Source organism: Bradyrhizobium tropiciagri (genome assembly GCF_018130545.1).
Classification (GTDB): Bacteria; Pseudomonadota; Alphaproteobacteria; order Rhizobiales; family Xanthobacteraceae; genus Bradyrhizobium; species Bradyrhizobium tropiciagri_A.
In genome coordinates, this window is record NZ_JAFCKF010000002.1 from 273487 (window position 1) to 296450 (window position 22964).

A 22964-nucleotide genomic window follows, 5' to 3' on the forward strand; every position below is an offset into this window, starting at 1 on the left:
GGCCCAACAGCGGCCATTTTTTTGCTGCGAACCGGTGGGCGCATGTTATAAGCCCGGCCGCCCGCGGCATCGCGGCCGGACTGGATGCTTTTCGCGCGGGCGTGGCGGAACTGGTAGACGCGCTGGATTTAGGTTCCAGTGACGAAAGTTGTGGGGGTTCGAGTCCCTCCGCCCGCACCAAGCGCTTACAGCGTTTGCATGACGATTTCTTGGAGAGCCTTGGGCCCCGAAGGGGACGAGGGTTCGCCGAACCCACAGACGTTAGGCCGCAAGGCTCATCGTCGAACAGATTGAACACTGCCACGGCCACTCGGGCCGCGGCAAAAGCGGAAGAAGATTGATACCATGCAGGTCACCGAGACCCTCAACGAGGGACTGAAGCACGAATTCAAGATCAGCGTTCCGGCATCGGATCTCGATGCCAAGGCGGGCGCCAAGCTGGTCGACCTCAAGGACAAGGTCCGTCTCAACGGCTTCCGTCCCGGCAAGGTGCCGGTGGCGCATCTGAAGAAGATCTATGGCCGCTCTGTCATGGCCGAGACCATCGACCAGACCATCAGCGACACCAACCGGCAGATTTTCGAGGATCGCGGCTTCCGCCTCGCCGGCGAGCCGAAGATCACGATGCCGACCGAGAAGGAGCAGGTCGAGGAATTGCTGTCGGGCAAGACCGACCTGACCTACACGGTCGCGATCGAAGTCGTGCCGCCGATCCAGCTCGCCGATTTCAAGTCGTTCTCGGTCGAGAAGCCGGTGGTCGATGTCGCCGACGCCGACGTCGACGATGCCATCAAGCGGATCGCCGAAGGTAGCCGCCCGTACAACGCCAAGGCCGAGGGTGCCAAGGCTGAGAAGGGCGATCGTGTCACCATCAGCTTCAAGGGCACCATCAACGGTGAGGCCTTCGAGGGCGGCACCGGCGAGGGTATCCAGGTCGTGCTCGGCGCCGGCCAGTTCATTCCGGGCTTCGAGGAGCAGCTGACCGGCATCGGCACGGGCGAGACCCGCACGCTGAAGGTCCCGTTCCCGAAGAACTACCTCAATGAAAAGCTCGCCGGCCAGCCGGCCGAGTTCGAGACCACCGCGACGCTGATCGAGGCGCCCGGCGAGGTCACGGTCGACGAGGAGTTCGCCAAGACGCTGGGCCTCGAATCGCTCGACAAACTGAAGGAGCTGATGCGTGAGCGCCTGACGGCCGAGTTCGCCGGAGCGACCCGCCAGAAGGTCAAGCGCGCGCTGCTCGACCGCCTCGACGAGAGCCACAAATTCGAGGCGCCGCCGTCGCTTGTCGCCGAAGAGTTCAACCTGATGTGGAACTCGATCAAGGCCGAGATGGACTCGTCCGGCAAGACCTTCGCCGACGAGAACACGACCGAGGAAGCGGCCAAGGAAGAATACCAGAAGATCGCCGACCGCCGCGTCCGCCTCGGCCTCGTGCTGTCGGAGATCGGCGAGAAGAACAAGATCACCGTGACCGACGACGAGGTGTCGCGCGCCGTGATCGAGCGCGCGCGCCAGACGCCCGGCCGCGAGAAGGAAGTCTGGGACTACTACCGCAGCAACGCCCAGGCGCTGGCCCAGCTCCGCGCCCCGATCTACGAGGACAAGGTCGTCGACTTCGTGCTCGAGCTCGCCAATGTGACCGAGAAGAAGGTCACCAAGGAGGAGCTGTTCAAGGATGAAGACGCCGAGAAAACTGCCGCTTAATTCCGGCACCTCGCGTTAATGATGAACCGCGAAAGCGCGCCTCGCGACGGGTCCCGTCGCTAGGCGCGCAGACGCGAATCAGCTTGAACTTCTGCGACCTGCCCAGATGGGTAGTGCGGCCAGCTGCCCGGTCTTGTCGGCCGGAAATTGGCCCATATCTGGGTTAAGCCTTGAGCCGAGCAGGCTTGAGTGTAGTAGCCTTAAGCAAAGTTCTGCATCACCCCTAACCCCTGGGTTCTTTCATGCGCGATCCCGTTGAAACCTACATGAACCTCGTGCCGATGGTCGTCGAGCAGACCAATCGCGGCGAACGCGCCTACGACATTTTCTCGCGCCTTTTGAAAGAGCGCATCATCTTCGTCACCGGTCCGGTGGAAGACGGCATGTCGACCTTGATCGTCGCACAGCTGCTGTTTCTCGAGGCCGAGAATCCGAAGAAGGAAATCTCGATGTACATCAACTCGCCGGGCGGCGTGGTGACGTCGGGCCTTGCGATCTACGACACGATGCAGTTCATCCGTCCGCCGGTGTCGACGCTGTGCACGGGGCAGGCGGCCTCGATGGGCTCGCTGCTGCTGGCAGCCGGCGAGAAGGACATGCGCTTCACGCTGCCGAACTCCCGCATCATGGTGCACCAGCCCTCCGGCGGCTTCCAGGGCCAGGCCACCGACATCATGCTGCACGCGCAGGAGATCCTGAATCTCAAGAAGCGCCTCAACGAGATCTACGTGAAGCACACCGGCCAGACCTACAAGGCGATCGAGGACGCGCTCGAGCGCGACAAGTTCCTCACCGCCGAGGATGCCAAGGCGTTCGGCCTCGTCGACAAGGTGATCGACAAGCGTCCCGAGGATCCGGCCTCCGCGAAGGCCGCCTGATCCTGGCAGAGATCCGGAGGCGTCGGTGTGACCACCACATTGACGCCTCACATGATCGGCAAAGCGGGGGAGCGGCGGAGTACCCCGTAAGTGCATGGGCGAGAGCGGAAAGTTCCGCTTTCGTGCTCATTGGCCGGCGTGGTAATCCCGCAACGTTCCGTGGATTTCGACGAGTATTCCACGTGCGATCGTGGAAAATCACGGTATTGTCACGGTCTTGAGCCGGCCATCCGATTAGCGAATTCTTGATAGTCGGATGCCAGCATGGTTGGCTGTAATGCATCGGCTATGATCGCGGAGATTCGAATAAGCCGTGATTGCAACGGTCAGTATTGCGTAGGGTCTTTTTTGGTACGGAATTTGCTCTATCTACCCAAGACCCCGGTTTTGTGCCGGATTGGGTCGATCTGGCAAACAAGATCGAACGGCGGACGGAGATAATGAATGAGTAAGGTCGGCACGAGCGACGCCAAGAACACGCTATACTGCTCGTTCTGCGGCAAGAGCCAGCATGAAGTTCGCAAGCTGATTGCCGGACCGACTGTCTTCATTTGCGACGAGTGTGTCGAACTGTGCATGGACATCATTCGCGAGGAGAACAAGTCCTCGCTGGTGAAGTCGCGCGACGGCATCCCGACGCCGAAGGAAATCTGCAAGGTCCTGGACGATTACGTGATCGGCCAGAGCCACGCCAAGAAGGTGCTGTCGGTCGCCGTTCACAACCACTACAAGCGGCTTAACCATCAGACCAAGCACAACGACGTCGAGCTCGCGAAGTCGAACATCCTGCTGATCGGTCCGACCGGTTCGGGCAAGACGCTGCTGGCGCAGACGCTGGCCCGCATCCTTGACGTTCCGTTTACCATGGCCGATGCGACGACGCTGACCGAAGCCGGCTATGTCGGCGAGGACGTCGAGAACATCATCCTGAAGCTGCTGCAGGCCGCCGACTACAATGTCGAGCGTGCTCAGCGCGGCATCGTCTATATCGACGAAATCGACAAGATCAGCCGCAAGTCGGACAATCCCTCGATCACGCGCGACGTGTCGGGTGAGGGCGTCCAGCAGGCGCTGCTGAAGATCATGGAAGGCACGGTGGCCTCGGTCCCGCCGCAGGGCGGCCGCAAGCATCCGCAGCAGGAGTTCCTGCAGGTAGATACCACCAACATCCTGTTCATCTGCGGTGGTGCGTTCTCGGGCCTCGAGAAGATCATCTCCGCGCGCGGCCGTTCGACCTCGATCGGCTTCGCGGCGCAGGTGCTCGCGCCGGAGGATCGCCGCACCGGCGAGATCTTCCGTCACGTCGAGCCTGAGGATCTGCTGAAGTATGGTCTGATCCCGGAATTCGTCGGCCGTCTGCCCGTCGTTGCGACGCTGGAAGACCTCGACGAGACCTCGCTGAAGAAGATCCTGACCGATCCGAAGAACGCGCTGGTGAAACAGTACCAGCGGCTGTTCGAGATGGAGAACATCGAGCTGACCTTCGCCGACGAGGCGCTTGGCGCGGTCGCCCGCAAGGCGATCGAGCGCAAGACCGGTGCTCGCGGCCTGCGGTCGATCCTGGAGAGCATCCTGCTCGAAACCATGTTCGACCTTCCGGGCCTGGAAGGCGTCGAGGAAGTCGTGATCTCGCGCGAAGTGGTCGAGGGAACGGCGCGTCCGCTCTACATCTACGCGGATCGTTCCGACCGCGCCGTCGAGAGCAGCGCGAGCGCGTAAAGGCGCACGTCTCCGACCCGCTAAAAATGCACGGCTGCCGGGCGATCCGGCGGCCGCTGTGGCGCAGCAGCAGCGCTCTCGCGGCGTAGCGGCAAATGCTTGTTTAGCCTATATTTCCCGGTACTTCTCGGACTTGACACCCCCCTGCCTGATAGCCACCTAATGCTATCGGCGAGGGGTCTCAAGCGTTGAGATTCGTCGCTTCACGATGCGGAATAAGCGGCTGCTGACAGCAATCTCGTTCCGGATCACCAAGGCACCTTGTGGCGGTTGCGCAAGCAAGCGGACTGCGTGCAAGGGGGCAAAACAAAAGGAATAGGCCATGACGACCTCAAAACCCCGGCCAACGATCGTCCACGGCGAAAGCCACTCCTATCCGGTGCTGCCACTCCGCGACATCGTCGTCTTCCCGCACATGATCGTGCCTCTCTTCGTCGGCCGCGAGAAATCGATCCGCGCCCTCGAAGAGGTGATGAAGAACGACGCGCTGATCATGCTCGCGACGCAGAAGAACGCGTCCGATGATGATCCGGCGCCCGATTCAATTTACGAGACCGGTACGCTCGCCAGCGTCCTGCAGCTGCTGAAGCTGCCCGACGGCACCGTGAAGGTGCTGGTCGAGGGCCTTGAGCGCGCGCGCGTCGAGAAGTATTCCGACCGCAGCGAATATTACGAAGCGACCGCAGTCGCGCTCTCCGACACGGACGCCACCTCGGTCGAGGCCGAGGCACTGGCGCGGTCGGTCGTGTCCGATTTCGAAAGCTATGTGAAGCTGAACAAGAAGATCTCCGCCGAGGTCGTCGGCGTGGTCCAGGCGATCACTGATTTCGCCAAGCTCGGCGACACCGTCGCCTCGCATCTCGCGGTCAAGATCGCCGATCGCCAGGCCATCCTGGAGACGTTGTCGGTCACGCAGCGCCTTGAGAAGGTGCTGGGCCTTATGGAGAGCGAGATCTCGGTGCTGCAGGTCGAGAAGCGCATCCGCTCGCGCGTCAAGCGCCAGATGGAGAAGACCCAGCGCGAGTATTACCTGAACGAGCAGATGAAGGCGATCCAGAAGGAGCTCGGCGACGACGAAGGTCGCGACGAGCTGGCCGATCTGGAGGAGAAGATCTCCAAGACCAAGCTTTCCAAGGAAGCACGCGAGAAGGCGCAGCACGAGCTGAAGAAGCTGCGCCAGATGTCGCCGATGTCCGCGGAAGCGACCGTCGTGCGCAACTATCTGGATTGGCTGCTGTCGATTCCGTGGGGCAAGAAGTCCAAGGTCAAGAAGGACCTCGAGGCCGCGCAGGCGGTGCTGGACTCCGATCACTACGGGCTCGAGAAGGTCAAGGACCGGATCGTCGAGTATCTCGCGGTGCAGTCGCGCGCCAACAAGCTGACCGGACCGATCCTGTGCCTGGTCGGGCCTCCCGGCGTCGGCAAGACCTCGCTCGGCAAGTCGATCGCCAAGGCGACCGGCCGCGAGTTCGTGCGTGTGTCGCTCGGCGGCGTGCGTGACGAAGCCGAGATCCGCGGTCACCGCCGCACCTATATCGGCTCGATGCCCGGCAAGATCATCCAGTCGATGCGCAAGGCGAAGACCTCGAACCCGCTGTTCCTGCTGGACGAGATCGACAAGATGGGCGCCGATTTCCGCGGCGATCCGTCGTCGGCGCTGCTTGAGGTTTTGGACCCCGAGCAGAACTCGACCTTCAACGACCACTACCTCGAGGTCGACTACGACCTGTCCAACGTGATGTTCATCACGACCGCGAATACGCTGAATATTCCGGGCCCGCTGATGGACCGCATGGAGATCATCCGGATCGCCGGTTACACGGAGAACGAGAAGGTCGAGATCGCGCGCAAGCATCTGATCCCGAGCGCGCTCTCCAAGCACGGTCTGGACTCCAAGGAATGGTCGATCGACGACGCGGCCCTGCTGCTGATGATCCGCCGCTACACCCGCGAAGCGGGCGTGCGTAACCTGGAGCGTGAGCTCTCCACACTCGCCCGCAAGGCGGTGAAGGAGCTGATGATCTCCAAGAAGAAGTCGGTGAAGGTCACCGAGGCGAACATCGAAGAGTTCCTCGGCGTCCCGAAGTACCGCTTCGGCGAGATCGACGACGAGGATCAGGTCGGTATCGTCACGGGCCTGGCCTGGACCGATGTCGGCGGCGAGCTGTTGACCATTGAAGGCGTCATGATGCCCGGCAAGGGCAAGATGACCGTCACGGGCAATCTGCGCGACGTGATGAAGGAGTCGATCTCCGCGGCGGCGTCCTACGTCCGCTCGCGCGCGATCAACTACGGCATCGAACCGCCGATGTTCGACCGGCGCGACATCCACGTTCACGTGCCGGAGGGCGCAACCCCGAAGGACGGTCCGTCCGCCGGTGTCGCGATGGCCACCGCGATCATCTCGGTCATGACCGGCATTCCGGTCCGCCACGATGTCGCGATGACCGGCGAAATCACGCTGCGTGGTCGCGTGCTGCCGATCGGCGGTCTGAAGGAGAAGCTCCTGGCTGCCGCGCGCGGTGGCATCAAGACGGTGCTGATCCCGGAGGACAACGCCAAGGATCTCACGGAGATTTCCGATGCGATCAAGGGCGGCATGGAGATCATTCCGGTCTCGCGGCTGGATGAGGTCGTCGCCAAGGCGCTGGTCCGCGTGCCTACGCCGATCGTCTGGGAAGAGGAGACCAGCAAGGTCGACGTCAAGCCCGATGCTTCGGATGAAGCCTCCGGTGGCCTGACGGCGCACTGAAGCAAGGTCCAGTTGAAATAGAAAACGGCGCCTTCGGGCGCCGTTTTTGTTTTGGTGGTTTGCGAACGCGGCGGATCTTTCGCCGCAGACATGATGGCCGCGTCGAGGACGACTACTTCTTTTTCTCGACGACAAAATTGCCGATTGCCCCGAGTGCCATCAGGACGCTGGTGCCGACGAACACCGCGCGCATGCCGATATGGCCGCCGATGAATCCGCCGGCGAGCGGGCCGATCACCTGGCCGGCATATTGCGCGGAAATCGAATAGCCCAGCATGCTGCCGGTGACGGCGTCGGGCACGTTGTGCCTGATGACGCTGGCGATGCAGGGCAACAGGCCACCGAGCGCGAGCCCCATCAGGAAGCGCAGCAGGATCAGCTGCCAGCCGCTGACCACGAAGGCCTGCGGGATCAATAGCAGCGCCGAGGCGGCCAGGCAGATGGTGATGATCCGCCAATGACCGACACGATCGGCGAGCTTGCCGAGATGCGACGATGACAGCAGGCTGCCAAAAGCCGCCGCTGACATCACGATGCCGGCGACGAACGTCACCTGCGGCGCCTCGACCAGTTGCGCGACATAGACCGTGATGATCGGCTCGATCGACATGTTGGCGATCATCAGCAGCAGGCCGGTTCCCCACATCGCGATCACCGGGCGCTTGTCCGGAACCAGTGCCCAGCCGCCGCGCGCTTTGCTGCCTTTTGCGGTCTTCGGGCGTGCTTCCTCGCGGATCAGGAACGTCGTGCCGAGGAAGGTGAAGAAGATGACGCCGCCGATCAGGAAGAAGGTGGCGCGGATGCCGATCAGGTTTGGCAGCACGCCGCCGATCAACGGACCAACCAGGCTGCCGGCCATGATGCCGGCCGACAGCACGCCGATTGCCCAGCCGGATCGCGCCTTCGGCGTCTGTGCCGCGACCAGCACGGTCGAGCCCGACGCGTAGCCGCCGAGCAGGCCAGTCAGCAGGCGCAAGCCGACCAGCTCGTAGACGTTATGCGCCATTCCGATCAGCGACATCGCAATCGCCATGCCAAGACTGGCCCGGATCAGCATCAGCTTGCGGCCGTAGCGATCCGCGAGCCGTCCCCACAGCGGCGCGGTCAGCGCCGCGCTGAAGAAGGTTGCGCCGTAGGCGATCCCAGACCATTGCACGATGGCCGCGTGGTCTGACACACCGAGCTGCTCGACATAGAGCGGCAGGAACGGCAGCAGCAGCGTCATCCCGACGATGGTCGTGAAGGAGCCGAACACGCAGACGATCAGGTTGCGCTTCCAGGGGCCGGCGTCGAGCAAGGCTTCGCGATCGACTTCCATATCCATCTCAGCGCAACCCGATCACGGCGAAGCCGCGCGCCCGCAGGCCGCGGCGATCCTCGTTCAGCGAGCGCAGCAGGCGATCGCGGGTATCGGTGATGTGATCGGCGGCCTCGCGCGCGGCGGCTTCCGGATCGTTGGCCTTGATGAAGCCGAGGATGCGCCGGTGCTCGCGCCAGGCCTGCTCGCGCGACGGCTCCGTCCACACTTCGAGCCAGCGTGCCCGCGACAGCCGGGTCATCGCGCCCTTGATCGCCTTGACGATGAAGGGATTGCCGGAGAGCCGGGCGATCTCGACATGGAAGTCGGTGCCGACCCGGTGCCATTCCTCGCGCGGTGCGCCGGACTGACAGGCATCGAGCATCTCTTCGACAGCGGCGATGTCGGCTGCGCTCGCCCGCGCGCAGGCGAGACGGACGGCGGTCGTCTCCAATGGGATCCGGAACTCGGCCAGCGCTTCCAGCTCACCTAGGTCGATCGGTGCGACGATCCAGTTGCGGCCGTCGCGGCGGACCAGCTCTTCGCCTTCGAGCCGGACCAGCGCGGCGCGGATCGGGGTGCGTGATCCCTCGAACCGGCTCTCCAGCCAACGCTCGGTCAGCCGCTCGCCGGGGCCGAGATCGAGCGAGAGGATCATTTCCCGAAGCTGGTCGTGGATTTGCAGCATCTGCGACATCGGGCGCCGTCCTTGGGTCTGGCGTTCGACGTATCCCAGTTTGGTATCCCAAACAAGGCTAATCCGGGATACCAGCTTTGCGCCGCGACGTGGCAGGCTGGAAAGCCAGGCTGTGGAGGGTGGAACCGCACCTGGGCGAGCTGCTTTGTTTGACGGAAATTGGGAGGACGCGGATGCGGATCGACGGGCAATGCCATTGCGGGGCGGTGACTTATCAGGCCGAGATCAACCCCGAGCTTGTGTCGATCTGCCATTGCACCGACTGCCAGGCGCTGACCGGCTCGCCCTATCGCGTCACGGTGATCTGCGCTGCCGAGCAGGTCCGGCTGACCGGACGTCAGCCGAAAGTGTACGGCAAACGGGGCGATAACGGCCGGATTCGCTTCCAGCACTTTTGCGCCGATTGCGGCTCGCCGCTGTTCACGAGCGGCGATCTTGGCGGCCCCGACGACTGGGGTATCCGCTGGGGCAGCATCCGTCAGCGCGGCCAATTGACCCCGCGACGCCAGCTCTGGTGCCGCTCCGCCGCCTCCTGGATCAATGATCTCAAGGGATTGCCGGCACGCTCCGAAGGATGGGAGCCAACGGATTGAGGCTTTGCGGCCTTGCACCTCAGGGGCGGGCGAGGCTAAAGAGGCGCGCAGGTAAGGGCGGCTAGCTCAGCTGGTTAGAGCATCTCGTTTACACCGAGAGGGTCGGGAGTTCGAATCTCTCGCCGCCTACCAGCCTTCGCCCTGCGGGCTACGGCTGGGCAAGCCAGCCTTTGAGCACGAATTCGTCCGCTTGCTCGGTACCGCAGGGCGAAGGCTGTCACGCCGAAGCTCGAAGGGCGAAGGCGGACTGGTTGCCCGAACGCGCGGGCGTGCTTCCCCCGACGGAATCCAGCTCTATGGTTGCAGCATCCTGATTGTCGAGATCGGCCACTTCCCGATGTGGCCCTTGATCGATATGCGCAGCCCATGAGACTCGTCCAGAACCACGTCCTCGACGGTCCCCGCAGTGCCATCGGTAAGGACCACAGCCCTTCCGACCAGTTCAGCCTCCACTTGCACGTACTCGCGCAGGATGACGATGGCGCGGTGTTTCACGAGCTGCAAGGCGGCCTCGGGCTGATGAGCTCTACGTAGCAAGGCCATTGCTCGGCCCCTCCGTGCGCGCGTGGAAAGGGCGCGATCCCGGCCTTGGGGTAGTTGTGGGGTGGCCGGGACCGCGCTTGCTCCGCGCTGGCGTCGAAATGCTATTCGATGTCCGATCGGGGAAAAGATGCCGAAAGTCACGATTTCGTCGGGGAGCGGGTTCCCGCCGACGTGATGCCGCCCGGGTTTGATGCCGACGCTGCTGCGATGCTATTCTCGCCGCCTAACCGGGAACTTGATGCATGCGCAAACTCGCCGCGATTCTTCTGCTCACCATGATTGCCGGACCTGCATTCGCGGAGTCGGACCACGTCCAGCGCTATCGCGAAGAGGTCGAGAAATCGCCGGCGGATGCGGCCAACGAAGCGCGGCAGCAGCGCGCCTATCAGCGCGCCCTCAGCGGCGTGCCGGATCAGAAGCCGACCGACCCGTGGGGCATTGCGCGCCCCGACGCGCAGGGTGCACCCAAGTCGAATGCCGCGAAGACGGTCGCGCCGAAACAGGCCAAGCCCGCGAGCGCAGCGGCCAAATGATCCCCGCGCGCGGACCCGGTCGATGAAGTACTACGTCTGCAAATTGACCGGACCGCGCCCGACCTTTCCGCAGGACATGACGCCGCAGGAAGCCGCAATCATGCAGGCGCACGTCGCTTATTGCGGTGAGCTGCTGCGGGCGGGCAAGGCTCTGATCTTCGGACCGGTCGCCGATCCCGCCGGCGTCTGGGGGCTTGGCGTGCTGCAACTATCCGACGATGCCGATCCGGCCGAGATTGTCGCCAACGATCCCGTCACCAGGGCCAATGCCGGATTCACCTATTAGGTCATCCCGATGCTGCGCGCCGCGACGCGCGAGAGCTGCTAGCATCGCCGGACGCTTTCTCAACGAGGTTTGATCCGATGAACGCAGGTCACCCGCAAAACGCTGATCAGATTGCATATTGGAACGGGCCGGGCGGGCAGCGCTGGGCCACGCGGCAGGCCACGCAGGACATCGTGCTGCAGCCGGTGCTCGATCTCCTGATCGATCGCGCCGCGCCGAAGGCTGGCGAGCGCGTGGTCGATGTCGGTTGCGGCAGCGGGGCCTCGAGCTTCGCGCTGGCGGCGAAAGTTGCGCCCGAGGGCCGGGTGCTTGGTGTTGACGTCTCGGAGCCGATGCTGTCGCGGGCGCGACAGAGCGCGCCGCAGGGATTGCCGGTCGAATTCACGCTGGCCGACGCGACCGTCTACCCGTTCGCGCCCGGGAGCTTTGACCTGCTGGCCTCGCGCTTCGGCGTGATGTTCTTCGCCGATCCGGCTGCATCCTTTGCCAATCTGCACAAGGCGATGAAGCCGGCGGGCCGTCTTGCCTTCGCCTGCTGGCAGGAGCCGCGCGAGAACCCGTTCTTCATGGCGCCGCTACAAGCGGTCTACAAACACGTGCCGAAGCTGCCGCAGCTTGGGCCTGAGGATCCCGGCCCGTTTTCGTTTGCCTCGGAGGCCCGGGTGAAGCGAATCCTTGGCGAAGCCGGCTTCTCCGGCATCGCCATGGAGCCATGCAGGGTCGAGCTCGATGTTGCCACGAATCGCGGTATCGATGCCGCGATCCAGGGCGCGCTCGAGATCGGGCCGGCCAGCCGCGCGCTGGAAGGGCATCCGGATGAGGTGCGTGCCGCCGCGATCGCGTCGATGCGTGAGGCGCTGGCGCCCTTCGCCAAAGGCGATTCGGTGTTGCTGCCGGGCGCGATCTGGATCGTGACTGCGCGGGCCTGATCAGGCCCGTTCTTCCCAGATCATCGCCAGATGCACGATGGTCTGCACGGCCTTCTCCATGTCCTGGCGGCTGACCCATTCGAGCCGCGAGTGGAAGGCGTGCTCGCCGGCGAAGATGTTCGGGCAGGGCAATCCCATGAACGACAGCCGCGAGCCGTCGGTGCCGCCGCGGATCGAGGTCTTCAGCGGCGCAAGCCCAGCGCGCTCGATCGCCTCGATCGCATAGGCGACGATCTGGGGGTGGCGATCGATCACCTCTTTCATGTTGCGGTATTGCTGCTTGACCTCCATGCGATAGGTCGAGCGCGGATATCCCTTCATGACGTCCTTCACGATCGCTTCGAGCAGTGCTTCCTTCTGCTTCAGCCCGGCCTCGGTGAAGTCGCGCACGATGAAATCGATCCGCGCGTTTTCCAGCGCGCCTGATATCGCGACTGGATGCAGGAAACCTTCCTTGCCTTCGGTGGTCTCCGGCGAGCAGGTGTCCTTCGGCAGATGGTCGACGATTGCGGCCGCGATCTTGATCGCGTGCTCCATCTTGCCCTTGGCGAAGCCCGGATGGGTCGCGACGCCTTCGATGATGATGCTGGCGCCGTCGGCCGAGAAGGTCTCGTCCTCGATATGGCCGGCGGTCTCGCCATCCATGGTGTAGCCGAAATCGGCGCCCAGCTTCTTGATGTCGACCTTGTCGACGCCGCGGCCGATCTCCTCGTCCGGTGTGAACAGGATCTTGATCGTGCCGTGCTTCACCTGCGGATTGGTGACCAGGAAATGCGCGGCATCCATGATCTCGGCGAGGCCGGCCTTGTTGTCGGCGCCGAGCAGGGTGGTGCCGTCGGTCGTGATGATGTCGTTGCCGATCTGGTCGGCTAGCGCTTCGTGCTCGGCGGCGCGGATCACCTGCGAGGCGTCGGCGGGCAGCACGATGTCGCCGCCGCGGTAGTTCTTCACGATCTGCGGCTTGACGTTCTTGCCGGTGCAATCCGGCGAGGTGTCCATATGCGAGCAGAAGCAGATCACCGGCACCGTCTTGGCGGTGTTGGCCGGGATCGTCGCGTAAACGTATCCGTGCGGATCAAGATGCGCGTCGGAGATCCCCATCGCCTGCAATTCGGTGACCAACATACGGCCGAGATTCTTCTGCTTCTCGGTGGATGGCGTGGTTGGTGAATCCGGGTCGGACTGGGTGTCGATCACGACATAACGCAGGAAGCGCTCGGTGACGGTGTGCTTGAAGTCGAGGGCCGGTGCCAGCATGGAGACCGCGCAAGGAGAGGGGACGGGAAAAAAGCGCCTGGGCGAGTTTGGTTCGCGCAGGCAGGATGGATCAGGAGACAGACCTATAACAGAAAAGCGCCACTCCGGGGCCGCGCGCGAGCCGGAATGGCGCTTGAGATCAACGGAGCGTAAAGCCGTTAGATCGCTTCCTTCAGCTCCTTGGCGGCGCGGAAGGCGACCTTCTTGCTCGCCTTGATCTGGATCTGCTCGCCGGTCGCCGGGTTACGGCCCATGCGGGCGGCGCGCTTGCGGACCTGGAGGATGCCGAGGCCGACGATCCTGATACGCTCGCCCTTCTTGAGGTGCTTGGTGATCCGGGTGACCATGTCGGTCAGGATCGCCTCGGCCTGCTTCTTGGACAGCTCCTGCTCTTCGGCGATGGCCGCCGCCAGGTGCTTCAGCGTGATCGTCGCCGGGGTCGCTGCTTTCTTCGCCATGTGTGGCCCTCCTCGTTGCTGAATGGCTGGATTGCTGCTTTCACGCGAATGGCGCGCCGTTCGCGTCGGGAAAATGCGTCCGGAAAAGTCCTGAAAACCGCCGGTCCTGGGGACGGGCAGCGCCGGGCCGGCCACAGGAAACCCAGACGTATCAGGCCTTATTCGATTCGGGGCGCTGCTGACACCACCGTTTCCCCCGAAAACAGCCGACAACGCGCGTCCCACAGCGCAAAATCTGCTGTGCTGTGCAGGGGTCCGGAACGTCCTTGACTAACGAGATGCGGGCCTTTATGCCCTCGGTCCTGCGCGGATCAATCGATGATCAGCATCCGCGGGAGTAGCTCAGTTGGTTAGAGCGCCGCCCTGTCACGGCGGAGGCCGCGGGTTCGAGTCCCGTCTCTCGCGCCAGTCTTATCAAGGACTTAGCCCCAAGTTCCAGATTTGAGACGTGTCGCACGGCGCGCCGCCATGACGGCTTTGAATGCCGTTTTCCCCGGCGCCTGCCGGCGCGCATCAGCACTTGCGAGCAAGCGGGCGCCGATGCTCGCGATCCCTCAGACAATCTCGATGGCGGGCTCGTTCCCGGCAATCGCGTGATCATCATTTACGCGCGCAATCCGGCATTCCGCGACACCTGACACGATCAGCCAGGTGTCCGGCTTCGCTCCTTCTCCGATCACGACCGTTGCGTCCTGATCCTCAAGCAGCTCGAGCACCTGGATGAGCTCGCGGACTTTCATCGACATGCTTCCTGGAGGCCAGCCATTCGGTTTGCGTCCCAAGCGAGCACCACATGGGCTGATGCGGTAGTGACTATCGCCACCTGAGAAACAGCAGTACGGAAAATCTCGATTCTTGTGCGCAGCGTAACGCTTGAGCCTGACGTCAACCTGACTCTCGTTGCGACAGCGGCTGCAACGACTTTGAGCAGGAACGGCGTTCGCGGTTCCATTGTCTTCCGGAACTCACACGCCTTCGACGTGTCTTAAAGTTGCCGGAGAAACCGGAGACAGTCGAGGCACGCATTCAAATGGCGCCAGCGCGGGCGAGGGCTGATGAAACCATAGCACGGAGGCGTGTCGATGAATTGGAGTTCGTGGCTCAACGAATACTACAAGGACGAACTGGACAGAACGAACGCCGCGTGCGGACGAGCGGCGTCTGCATACGATGCATTCAAATGGATCGACGATCCCTATTTGTGGAACGTGCTGCTCTGGAAGGAATACGACGGCTTCGAGGCGATCAAGGCCACCATTCCCGATCCACCGGATGCCGGGACGCAGAAAAACTGGAGCGGCCGTTCCGGGATGGAGCTGGGTGCGGCCGTCGTCGAAACTTATCGGCTCATGCGCGACAAGCTCAGGCTTCATCTGGACAAGCCGTTCGATGAATGCTCGGTGCTGGACTATGGCTGCGGCTGGGGCAGTGTGCTCAGATATTTCATGAAGGACGTGCCGCTGCACAATCTGCATGGCTGCGATCCTCACAAGGGCATCATCCAGGTCGCGCAACGTTCCAACCCGCGTGCCGATATCGTGCTGTCGGACAGTTTGCCGAGACGTCTTCCGTTCAACCAGAAATTCGACGTGGCTTACGCCCTGTCGATCTGGACGCATCTGTCGCCGGCCGCGAGCGAGGCGTGTCTGGACGCGGTCCACGCATCGCTGGAAGATCGTGGCCTCTTTCTGCTGACCATTCGACCGCCGGCCTACGCCTTCTATGAACCGATTTCCAAATTGCCCGACTGGGATCAGCAGAAGATCACGGAGACCGTGCGGCGAGATGGGTTCTACTTCTATCCGCAAAGCTATCCCGTCGATGGCGAAATGACGTACGGCGAGACGATCATTTCCAAACAGTACATCGAGGAGCACTGGACCGACAGGTTCGATCTTGTCGATGTCGGCATGAATGGGATCTCGCCATATCAGAGCATCATCGTGCTCCGAAAGAAGCGAGCCGACAGGCTCGGATACGCGTCGCTTTCGTGACGGTTGCCGATCGGGCGGGTCGCGTACGATCAGGCGGCGAGACCGACGGCCTCAATCGGCTGCGTTGACTGTTGCTGATGATGCGAAGCTGCCGCCTGCTGTTCGGGCGTCAGCCACCACAGCAGGAACAGCAGCGCAATCCCGTTCGACAGCAGGCCGGTCGTGAGCGGCACGTTCATGACCGCCTGCACGGCGATGCCTGACGACACCGCGATGAAGCGTGGCGACAGATGCCGCGAAACCATCGATCCCACCGACAGGATCACGCCGCAGACCAGCGCCGACGCCGGAGTAAGCGCGAGGCCGACCGAGGCGATGCCTTCGGTGGCGAGGAAGGAGGCGTTGAAATTGCCGTCCCGGTAGATCGCGCCGAGCGTCGGCCCGAGCTCGCCATACGGACAGCCGATCACCTGGCGCAGCGCGGTGATCTGGCAGAACCTGGTGAGCTCGCGATGCGCAAAGAAGTCGGCGTATTGATCGAGCGCGAGCGACGGGATCGCGATGAAGCGCAGATTGATGGCGCTGAACACGACATAGTCCTTGTCGGCGCCGAGTGCGACGAACGCCGCCAGGCCGATGATCATCGGAATGACGAAGGCGAGCACCGTGGCCAGCCGCGGCTCGAACCGGCTGAACAGCCAGAACAGGAACGGCAGCCAGACCGGCAACAGCAGCACGGTCTTGTTGTTGACGACCGGATAGAAGCTGAGCGCAATCAGCAGCACGCCGGCAGCTGGTAGCCATTGCCTGCGTGATGCCAAATGCGCAAACAGATAGGGCAGCACCGCTCCGATGATGATTCCGGTCAGATAGTTCAACAGCGCCGGCCGCGCCACGGCGTTACGGGCCGCGCCGTAGGGATTGCCGAAATTGGCCCCATAGGAGATGTCCCCGATCAGCACCGCCAACGACGATGCCAGCAGCACGATGGCGATGCGCTTGATGGCCACATCGGACAGGTCGGGCCGCCAGAGCGGGACAGTCTGGAGCAGCAGAGGGATCGTCGCGGCGGCCAGTGCGGCGATCATGGCCCAGCGGGCGGTCGCGTGCGGATAATCGAACGCGCTGAAGAAGCTGAGCCAGACGAAGCCGAACACGGCCGACAGCAGCGAAAAGCTCACCAGATAGCCGAAGCTGAATCGCCCCGCGACGAACGCCGGGATGAACACGACCATGATCGCGGTGCCAAGCACCGCCTGCGCCGTGAGGTCGGATCGCCAGACGTGCATCGCCGGGAACGCGTGCCCGCAGACGATCATCGAGGCGACGCTGAGGACGAAGAACCCAGCGATCGTGACCCCGACAGCCAGATCATCGCGCGTCAATTGCATCGGCAGGTCCGAATCGAAAGCTGGTCGCAGCTAGCCAGCCGGCCTCGGCCGATGCAAGTTACGCAACGTTAAGCGACGTCTCTGTCTGTGTTGGTATGTGTCCGCCCGGCGATCTGTCACCGCGGTGCCATATTGCGTTCACCAGCACGGCAGCATGTTGCCGTGATCAGGCAAAGAAAGCGGCGACCGCCTCCAGGTCGGATTGTCCAGGAGTATCGCCGCGCAAATTCGCGTCGATCACGCGGCGGCAGGCTTCGACCGTGTGGCTGTCGCCCAATTCGTTGGCGGCCTCCAGGATCGACCAGACCGTGTCCATGGGAACGTCGCTCTGCATGGTCGCTTTCGGGTCTGACAGCATCGGCGTCGCCGCGGTTAGAATTCGAACAGGTCGCGGCCGCGCCGCGCCAGGATGTGCAGGTCGGCGACCGTACCGCGCACCGCGCTGCAGCGGCGGCATTCGATGATGGTATCGCCGGACGCGTGCGCGGGATCGACGACCTTGATCGCCAGGCTGCCGCAATCCGTGCAGATGATCTTGAAGCCGCTCGAAATGACTTGCTGCTGTAAATTCATTGTGGCCTGCGCCTCTGTTGACGCCAACCATAGGGAACAATTTTTAAAACGGGGATCGCGGAGCGGATTGCAATCGAACGACCGCGTTAGGACGGGGTTAAGATTTCGCCGCCGCCGCGCGGCCCGGCAAATGCAGCATCGGCCTGCCGAGCCTGGCAGCGTCGGCGCGCACGCTCTCCCGCGCATTGACGGTGATCACGCCGGACGCATGCGCCCAGACCGCGAGGTCGGACGCGCTGTCGCCGGCGTAGATGAAGCCCTCCAGAAAGGTCTTGCACAGCAGGTCGGCCTTGTTCGGGCCCTTGAGATTGTGCTCGCCGTCGGAGGCGAGCACCTGGTCGATCCAGGGCAAGCGCGATGCCAGCTGGTCCGCGAGCAAGGCGTCGGCCGCGGTCGCCAGCACGACGCGGCGGCCGGCTGCCTTCTCGCGCTCGGCGAGCGCGACGACGTCCTGCTGCAGTTCGATCCGGCTCCAGTCGATGCGCTGACGCAGCGCGAGCTGCCGCTTCAGCGCTGCACGGCCACGCGTCAGCCAGGCCGCGCACGACAGGACGATCAGCGGATTGCGGCGCAGGATCGAGAAGAAGCTGAGATAGAGCAGGTCGCCCCTGATCAGCGTGCCGTCGAGGTCCAGCACCAGCGGCAGCGATGTCGGCAGCCCAAGCAGCGTGCGCGACCCGTCGGGGTGGGACGTGTCGTGTGGCTCTGCAACAGTTTCGCCGGGCAGGCGAGGCTCAGTCATTCGCGGCGCTCAGCCGGGTTGCGACCTTGCACACGTCGATCTCGCGCGCCCCGGTCTCGGTGGTCCTGCAATCGCCGTAGCCGAACTTGCCGGCAAAGGCCACACCATCCTGATCGGAGCCCGAGACGATCAGGACCTGCGGCGCGCCACGATTTGCCGCGCGGAATTTGGCGACCGATGCGACATCGGGCGTGTCCTGCCAATCGGCCGTGGCGCGCATGAAATCGCGCGTCTCGATATATTGCAGCGGGAAGTAGCCGAAATAGCGCGTCGACGGCAGCGGCGACGACAGGCCGACGCCGCGGCCCGCAAGCGCGGCAGTCTGTGCAGCGTGCAGCGTCGGTCGGATGCGCCAGGCGAACAAATGGCTGTCGCGCTGCGCGATCAGATCGGCATTGGCAAAGCTCGCGCCGGGATTGTCGCGGCCGGCGGCGAGTTCGCTTTCCAGCGTCGGCGCCCAGCTCTTGTAGGCGAGGGCGCGGACTGCGGTTTGCCCGATCAGCCCGGACAAGGCCGCGAGGCAGAGCGCGCGCGCCAGCGCCGGAGCGGGCTGGCAGCTTGCGATCGCGAGCACGATGGCGATCCCGCTATAGGGTGCAAGGCGCTCCGACAGCAGCGCCGAGCCGGTCTTGAGATTGAGCAGCGACAGCGCCAGCACGAGGGCGAAGAAGACCGGCCACAGCAGGTCGCCGGAACGGAAGCGCCGCAACGCGATGAAACCTGTCAGCACGATCGCGCCGAGCACCGGCGCCAGCGCGATCACCTCCCACCAGGTGAAGGTGAACAGATAGGTCGCCGCCACGATGCGGCGGATGATCTGGGCGATGCCGCCTTCGGTGCTGGCGGTCTCGCCGGCAATGTTCTGGTAGGCGAAGAGGAAGCTTGCGATCAGCAGCAGGACCGGCAGCGCCGCCGCAGCAGCCCATACGCCGTCGCGCAGCAACCGCTGCACGGCGGCCCTGGTGCCCTGTCGTTCGAACGTCGCCGCGGCGCGTGCGATGCCGTCAGCGGCAAGCAGCAGACATGCCGCAACAACCGAGGTGATGTGGGTGAGATAGAGGGTGGCGAGAAACAGCCCGGTCGCAACGAAGGCCAACGCGTCGCGGCGTCCGTTGAGGCCGCGCCAGAAGCGCGCGAACAGCAGGAACAGCGGAATGCCGAGCGCGAAATTGTAGAAGCCCCAATGGATGAAGACGCCGAAAGCGATCGGCAGTAGCAATAGCGCGGGCAGCAGCGGCCGCTCGGTCTCCGCGCGGCTTGCCGCGAACGCCGCAACGATCCAGACGAAACCGTAGAGGCTGAGGAACAGGCTGTTGGCGACCAGTGCATCGCCGGTCAACCGGATCAGCGCGGCGAGCAGGAGATAGATCGCTGAATTCGGTTCGATCCGCGGATTCCACTGGTAGAATGCCGCCGCCGGCCCCTCGAGCGTGCCGCCCCAGCCGAACCGCGCGATCAAATCGGCCTGCGCCAGATGCACCGGCCCGTCCTGGGTCGGCACCAGCTTCACCAGCCAGATCGGACCATCCAGCAGCACCAGCAACGCTGCAAACAGCAGCGCGACGGCGACGACACCGACATTGGCCTTCGGCGTCTCGAACGGCGTTGCGATCGACATGGTCAGCGGATCCCGCCGAGACGGATCAGGTCGGAGCTCGTGAGGCTGTTCAGCCAGGGCAGATCGACGAAGGTCAGCACGCCGAACAGCGCCATGGTGACGGCGGCCGCGATCAGCATCGCCGGCTGCCGCATCAACTCCTCCGGCCGCGCGGCGGCGGAATCCGGCGTCAGCGCCAGCCGCATATAGGATGCGAACAGCGCGATCAGCATCGGCACCACGACGAGATATTCGATGCGATATTTCAGCAGGAAGATCGCCATCATGAACGCAAAGCCCTGGGCGTAGACCAGACAGCTCGTGACCAGGCTCGAATGGGTATAGACCGCGAAGGAGGGCCGGTAGGCGGCGAGGTTGGCGGTGCCGCCGGCCTCGACGATCGCGCGATGCTCGGAGACCCGCTTGGCTGCCATCAGGAAGGCGCCGCCGAACCAGTAGGCGAGCAGGATCGACACCGGCGGCGCGATGCTCGGCACCACGGCGAACCAGCCGAACAGGAAGCGCAGCGGATTGTTGAGGGACTCGACGATGACGTCGATGAAGGCGCGGTCCTTGGCGCGGATCGGACGCACATTGTAGATCACGCCGAACACCGCGAACACGGTCGCAGTGGCGGCGAAGGCATAGCCGAGCCGGTTGGCGGCCCAGATGCCGACGGTGGTCAGCACGACGTATTGCGCCAGCACGATGGTCGGCGACATCGCGGTCTGCACCGCGGGGCGCGCCCGCTTGGTCGGATGCATCGCGTCGAACGGCGCATCGAGCCATTCATTGATGGTGTAGTTGGCCGACGACAGCGCCATCGCGACGAACAGGCAGATGATCAGGCGCTCGGCGAGCGTTGCAAGCTCGATCGGCCCGGTCTGCGACATGATCAGCGCAAAGGCGACGCCGGGAATGATCAGCACATGCTTGATCCAGTGGTCGGGTCTGGCGATCGCAATGTAATCGGTGATGCCGGCAGCCGGCGGGGCGTGGTTGGTGACGGACATCGCAAACCTCCAGACTCTGCCTGTCCCGCATCGGGGCGCGAGCGGGGTGAGACGGTCTGCAGGGGGCAGCGATCGTGCCGCAGCGCGTAACATGGCCGCCGGTAGCGGCGTCAGGCACGCAACGCGGTTAACGCCGGTCGTTGAGAAAGCAGTTGCTGCAGATTCCGGCCTCGTCGGGCCGCGTTGGAGCTGATCGGGCGGGGGCCGTTGCTTGGTCGCGGTGATCGCCGTTTGGTGGGCCTGCGCCGGATTGGGACAGCTGTTTCAGTTCGACGAGCGCAACAAAAAAGCCGCCCGAAGGCGGCCGTCTTGTCTGCGGAAAGCCTGATGCAATCCTAGCGAACGGTCGAGGTGCCCGACGAGGTGATCGCCACCGGCTTGCCGGCCTTGATGACCTGGGTGGTCTGGGCCGTCTGGGTGAAATCCGCGTTGTTGCGGGCCGAAATACCGAAAGCTGCAATCCCGATCGCGGCAACGAGGGCAACCACCACAATCTTGAGGTGGGTCGCGCGATCGGCTGAATGGATCGAGTGGTTCATGGTCGCCTCCGGGCGTCTATGCGCCGTCTATGGCAGCTACTGGTAAGCCCCATCTGTTTCCGGATCGTTTCATGAGTTCCCGGAAATGGTTTCGTGCCACAGGCGGATTGGTTTCACCGTGCCTTGCGTCACACAGGCGGAGGGCTGTAACTGGCAGCTGGCGCGTCAAGGCGTCGGGGAGAAAAACAATAATGAAAACAATGATGATAACCCGCAGGCGCCTGCTGGGCGCCGGCTCCGGCGCGGTCGCAGCGACGATGTTTGGCAAACCAGCCGTTGCCGCGGCCGAGTTCGACTTTAAGCTTGGCGTTGACACCCCGGAAACCCACCCGCTGACAATCCGCCTCGTTGAGGCCGCCAAGGCGGTCGCGGAGCGGTCGTCCGGCCGCGTCAACATCACGGTGTTTTCGAACAGCCAGCTCGGCGGCGATCCCGAGATGCTGTCGCAGGTCAGGGCCGGCGGTATCGAATTGATGGCGGCGCCGAGCCTGACGCTGTCGATCCTGGTGCCGCTTTCCGGGCTGCCTAGCATCGGGTTTGCCTTCCAGTCCTACGATCAGGTCTGGGCCGCGATGGACGGCGGCGTCGGCGATCTCGTGCGCGAGGCGATCGCCAAGTCTGGCGTCGTGCCGCTGAAGAAGGTCTGGGACAACGGCTTCCGCCAGATCACCTCGTCATCGAGCCGGCAGCTCAACAGCGTCGACGATCTCAAGGGCTTCAAGATCCGCGTGCCCGTGACCGCACTCCTGACCTCGCTGTTCTCCGGCCTCGGCGCATTGCCGTCGAGCATCTCCTACAGCGAGCTCTATTCGGCGCTGCAGACCCACATCGTCGAAGGGCAGGAGAATCCGCTGGCGCAGGTCTCGACCGGAAAGCTCTACGAGGTGCAGAAATACTGCGCGCTGTCGAACCATTGCTGGAGCGGCTACTGGATCATCGGCAACCGCCGCGCCATGGCGAGCCTGCCCCCCGATCTGCTCGAGCTCATCAACACCGCGTTCGACGCGGCCGCGGTGAAGGAGCGTGCCGATCTGGTCGAGATGGATCGCTCGTTGCAGGCAGAGCTCACCGAGAAGGGCATGACCTTCAACAAGCCCGATCCCGTGCAGTTCAGAGCAGCGCTGGTGAAGGCCGGCTTCTACACGCAGTGGCAGAAGACTTATGGCGCGGACGCCTGGGCGGCACTGGAGAAATATACCGGCAAGCTGACCTGACGGCGCACCGATCGTTCACAGCAACGTTGCGGCCGATCGCGCGAGCAACGCGATGCACGATCGGAGAGGGCGTGGTTCGCTATCAGTGGAGAGGCGGGAGGGCTTCCGACAGAACGCCCCGTCTCGACGAGCGTTGCCGATTTGGCACTGCTACACTTAATTCACGCGTCTCGTTGATTCGGGAACTTGGCAGCTGTGTTCCAATTGTGTGTTGTGTAGCCGATTGTTGATTGATCGATACTTCAAATTGTTAAGCCCGCCTTTCGTGAAAGCGGTCGAGTGCATTGCGCCTTCGATCCGTTCTTTCAGAAG

General features: G+C 63.5%; 23 protein-coding genes and 3 tRNA genes. 13 read left to right on the forward strand and 13 right to left on the reverse strand.

Annotated features, from left to right (window positions below; all coding sequences use genetic code 11):
• Positions 1-95 precede the first annotated feature (95 nt).
• The 5 genes from JQ616_RS07870 (at position 96) to lon (ending at position 7056) form a co-directional block, all read left to right on the forward strand.
• Positions 96-180 (forward strand) — tRNA-Leu (locus tag JQ616_RS07870).
• 165 nt (positions 181-345) lie between these two features.
• Positions 346-1707, forward strand: a complete 1362-nt coding sequence (gene tig / locus JQ616_RS07875) for a trigger factor (RefSeq protein ID WP_212013510.1) — start codon at positions 346-348, stop codon at positions 1705-1707.
• A gap of 242 nt (positions 1708-1949) precedes the next feature.
• Positions 1950-2585, forward strand: a complete 636-nt coding sequence (locus JQ616_RS07880) for an ATP-dependent Clp protease proteolytic subunit (RefSeq protein ID WP_076857756.1) — start codon at positions 1950-1952, stop codon at positions 2583-2585.
• Between the two features lie 444 nt (positions 2586-3029).
• The gene (gene clpX / locus JQ616_RS07885; protein WP_018271869.1) at positions 3030-4304 is read left to right on the forward strand and encodes an ATP-dependent Clp protease ATP-binding subunit ClpX; all 1275 of its coding nucleotides are present in this window, start codon (positions 3030-3032) and stop codon (positions 4302-4304) included.
• Between the two features lie 322 nt (positions 4305-4626).
• A complete protein-coding gene (gene lon, locus JQ616_RS07890) occupies positions 4627-7056 on the forward strand; it encodes an endopeptidase La (RefSeq protein WP_212013511.1) in 2430 nt (809 codons plus the stop codon).
• Between the two features lie 112 nt (positions 7057-7168).
• Here lon and JQ616_RS07895 read toward each other — a convergent pair whose 3' ends face one another.
• Both JQ616_RS07895 and JQ616_RS07900 read right to left on the reverse strand, forming a co-directional pair.
• Positions 7169-8380 carry an MFS transporter gene (locus tag JQ616_RS07895; RefSeq protein WP_212013512.1) on the reverse strand — a complete coding sequence of 404 codons (1212 nt, stop codon included), beginning with the start codon at positions 8378-8380 and terminating at the stop codon, positions 7169-7171.
• A 1-nt stretch (position 8381) separates the two neighbouring features.
• Positions 8382-9050 carry a GntR family transcriptional regulator gene (locus JQ616_RS07900; protein ID WP_212013513.1) on the reverse strand — a complete coding sequence of 223 codons (669 nt, stop codon included), beginning with the start codon at positions 9048-9050 and terminating at the stop codon, positions 8382-8384.
• 173 nt (positions 9051-9223) lie between these two features.
• Between JQ616_RS07900 and JQ616_RS07905 the strand changes: the two genes are divergently transcribed.
• The gene (locus JQ616_RS07905) at positions 9224-9643 is read left to right on the forward strand and encodes a GFA family protein (protein WP_212014738.1); all 420 of its coding nucleotides are present in this window, start codon (positions 9224-9226) and stop codon (positions 9641-9643) included.
• Positions 9644-9698: 55 nt separating this feature from the next.
• Positions 9699-9775 (forward strand) — tRNA-Val (locus tag JQ616_RS07910).
• A 162-nt stretch (positions 9776-9937) separates the two neighbouring features.
• On the opposite strand, the gene JQ616_RS07915 is transcribed toward JQ616_RS07910, so the two are convergent.
• Positions 9938-10147 (reverse strand): PRC-barrel domain containing protein, encoded by a 210-nt coding sequence (locus JQ616_RS07915; protein WP_212013514.1) that lies wholly within the window; start codon positions 10145-10147, stop codon positions 9938-9940.
• 281 nt (positions 10148-10428) lie between these two features.
• Here JQ616_RS07915 and JQ616_RS07920 point away from each other — a divergent pair, with 281 nt between their 5' ends.
• The 3 genes from JQ616_RS07920 (at position 10429) to JQ616_RS07930 (ending at position 11934) form a co-directional block, all read left to right on the forward strand.
• Complete coding sequence (locus tag JQ616_RS07920) at positions 10429-10719, forward strand: hypothetical protein (protein ID WP_212013515.1); 291 nt, start codon at positions 10429-10431, stop codon at positions 10717-10719.
• Between the two features lie 22 nt (positions 10720-10741).
• Positions 10742-11005: a YciI family protein gene (locus tag JQ616_RS07925; protein ID WP_212013516.1), complete on the forward strand. Its 264-nt coding sequence runs from the start codon at positions 10742-10744 to the stop codon at positions 11003-11005.
• A 77-nt stretch (positions 11006-11082) separates the two neighbouring features.
• Positions 11083-11934: a class I SAM-dependent methyltransferase gene (locus JQ616_RS07930; RefSeq protein ID WP_212013517.1), complete on the forward strand. Its 852-nt coding sequence runs from the start codon at positions 11083-11085 to the stop codon at positions 11932-11934.
• Here the strand turns inward: JQ616_RS07930 and pepT are convergent, their stop codons facing one another.
• Together pepT and JQ616_RS39765 are read right to left on the reverse strand one after the other, a co-directional pair.
• On the reverse strand, positions 11935-13191 hold the full coding sequence (gene pepT, locus JQ616_RS07935; protein ID WP_212013519.1) for a peptidase T: 1257 nt from the start codon (positions 13189-13191) through the stop codon (positions 11935-11937).
• Positions 13192-13349: 158 nt separating this feature from the next.
• Positions 13350-13673 carry an HU family DNA-binding protein gene (locus JQ616_RS39765; protein ID WP_349629985.1) on the reverse strand — a complete coding sequence of 108 codons (324 nt, stop codon included), beginning with the start codon at positions 13671-13673 and terminating at the stop codon, positions 13350-13352.
• Between the two features lie 307 nt (positions 13674-13980).
• Between JQ616_RS39765 and JQ616_RS07945 the strand changes: the two genes are divergently transcribed.
• A tRNA-Asp gene (locus JQ616_RS07945) sits at positions 13981-14057 on the forward strand.
• A gap of 146 nt (positions 14058-14203) precedes the next feature.
• Here JQ616_RS07945 and JQ616_RS07950 read toward each other — a convergent pair.
• Positions 14204-14389 carry a hypothetical protein gene (locus tag JQ616_RS07950; protein WP_212013523.1) on the reverse strand — a complete coding sequence of 62 codons (186 nt, stop codon included), beginning with the start codon at positions 14387-14389 and terminating at the stop codon, positions 14204-14206.
• A 342-nt stretch (positions 14390-14731) separates the two neighbouring features.
• Here JQ616_RS07950 and JQ616_RS07955 point away from each other — a divergent pair, with 342 nt between their 5' ends.
• On the forward strand, positions 14732-15643 hold the full coding sequence (locus tag JQ616_RS07955; RefSeq protein WP_212013524.1) for a class I SAM-dependent methyltransferase: 912 nt from the start codon (positions 14732-14734) through the stop codon (positions 15641-15643).
• A 29-nt stretch (positions 15644-15672) separates the two neighbouring features.
• Here the strand turns inward: JQ616_RS07955 and JQ616_RS07960 are convergent, their stop codons facing one another.
• The 7 genes from JQ616_RS07960 to JQ616_RS07990 form a co-directional block, all read right to left on the reverse strand.
• Complete coding sequence (locus JQ616_RS07960; RefSeq protein ID WP_212013525.1) at positions 15673-16974, reverse strand: hypothetical protein; 1302 nt, start codon at positions 16972-16974, stop codon at positions 15673-15675.
• 166 nt (positions 16975-17140) lie between these two features.
• Positions 17141-17332, reverse strand: coding sequence for a hypothetical protein (locus JQ616_RS07965; protein ID WP_212013526.1), 192 nt, complete (start codon positions 17330-17332; stop codon positions 17141-17143).
• A gap of 14 nt (positions 17333-17346) precedes the next feature.
• Positions 17347-17547 carry a hypothetical protein gene (locus JQ616_RS07970; RefSeq protein WP_212013527.1) on the reverse strand — a complete coding sequence of 67 codons (201 nt, stop codon included), beginning with the start codon at positions 17545-17547 and terminating at the stop codon, positions 17347-17349.
• A gap of 97 nt (positions 17548-17644) precedes the next feature.
• Positions 17645-18289: a haloacid dehalogenase-like hydrolase gene (locus JQ616_RS07975; protein WP_212013528.1), complete on the reverse strand. Its 645-nt coding sequence runs from the start codon at positions 18287-18289 to the stop codon at positions 17645-17647.
• On the reverse strand, positions 18282-19907 hold the full coding sequence (locus tag JQ616_RS07980) for a hypothetical protein (RefSeq protein WP_212013529.1): 1626 nt from the start codon (positions 19905-19907) through the stop codon (positions 18282-18284). The genes JQ616_RS07975 and JQ616_RS07980 overlap by 8 nt, the downstream gene beginning before the upstream one ends.
• 2 nt (positions 19908-19909) lie before the next feature.
• The gene (locus JQ616_RS07985; RefSeq protein ID WP_212013531.1) at positions 19910-20899 is read right to left on the reverse strand and encodes a UbiA family prenyltransferase; all 990 of its coding nucleotides are present in this window, start codon (positions 20897-20899) and stop codon (positions 19910-19912) included.
• A gap of 335 nt (positions 20900-21234) precedes the next feature.
• Positions 21235-21438 (reverse strand): hypothetical protein, encoded by a 204-nt coding sequence (locus tag JQ616_RS07990; protein ID WP_212013533.1) that lies wholly within the window; start codon positions 21436-21438, stop codon positions 21235-21237.
• A 200-nt stretch (positions 21439-21638) separates the two neighbouring features.
• On the opposite strand from JQ616_RS07990, the gene JQ616_RS07995 reads away from it, so the two are divergent.
• On the forward strand, positions 21639-22652 hold the full coding sequence (locus tag JQ616_RS07995) for a TRAP transporter substrate-binding protein (protein ID WP_212014740.1): 1014 nt from the start codon (positions 21639-21641) through the stop codon (positions 22650-22652).
• Positions 22653-22964: the final 312 nt, after the last annotated feature.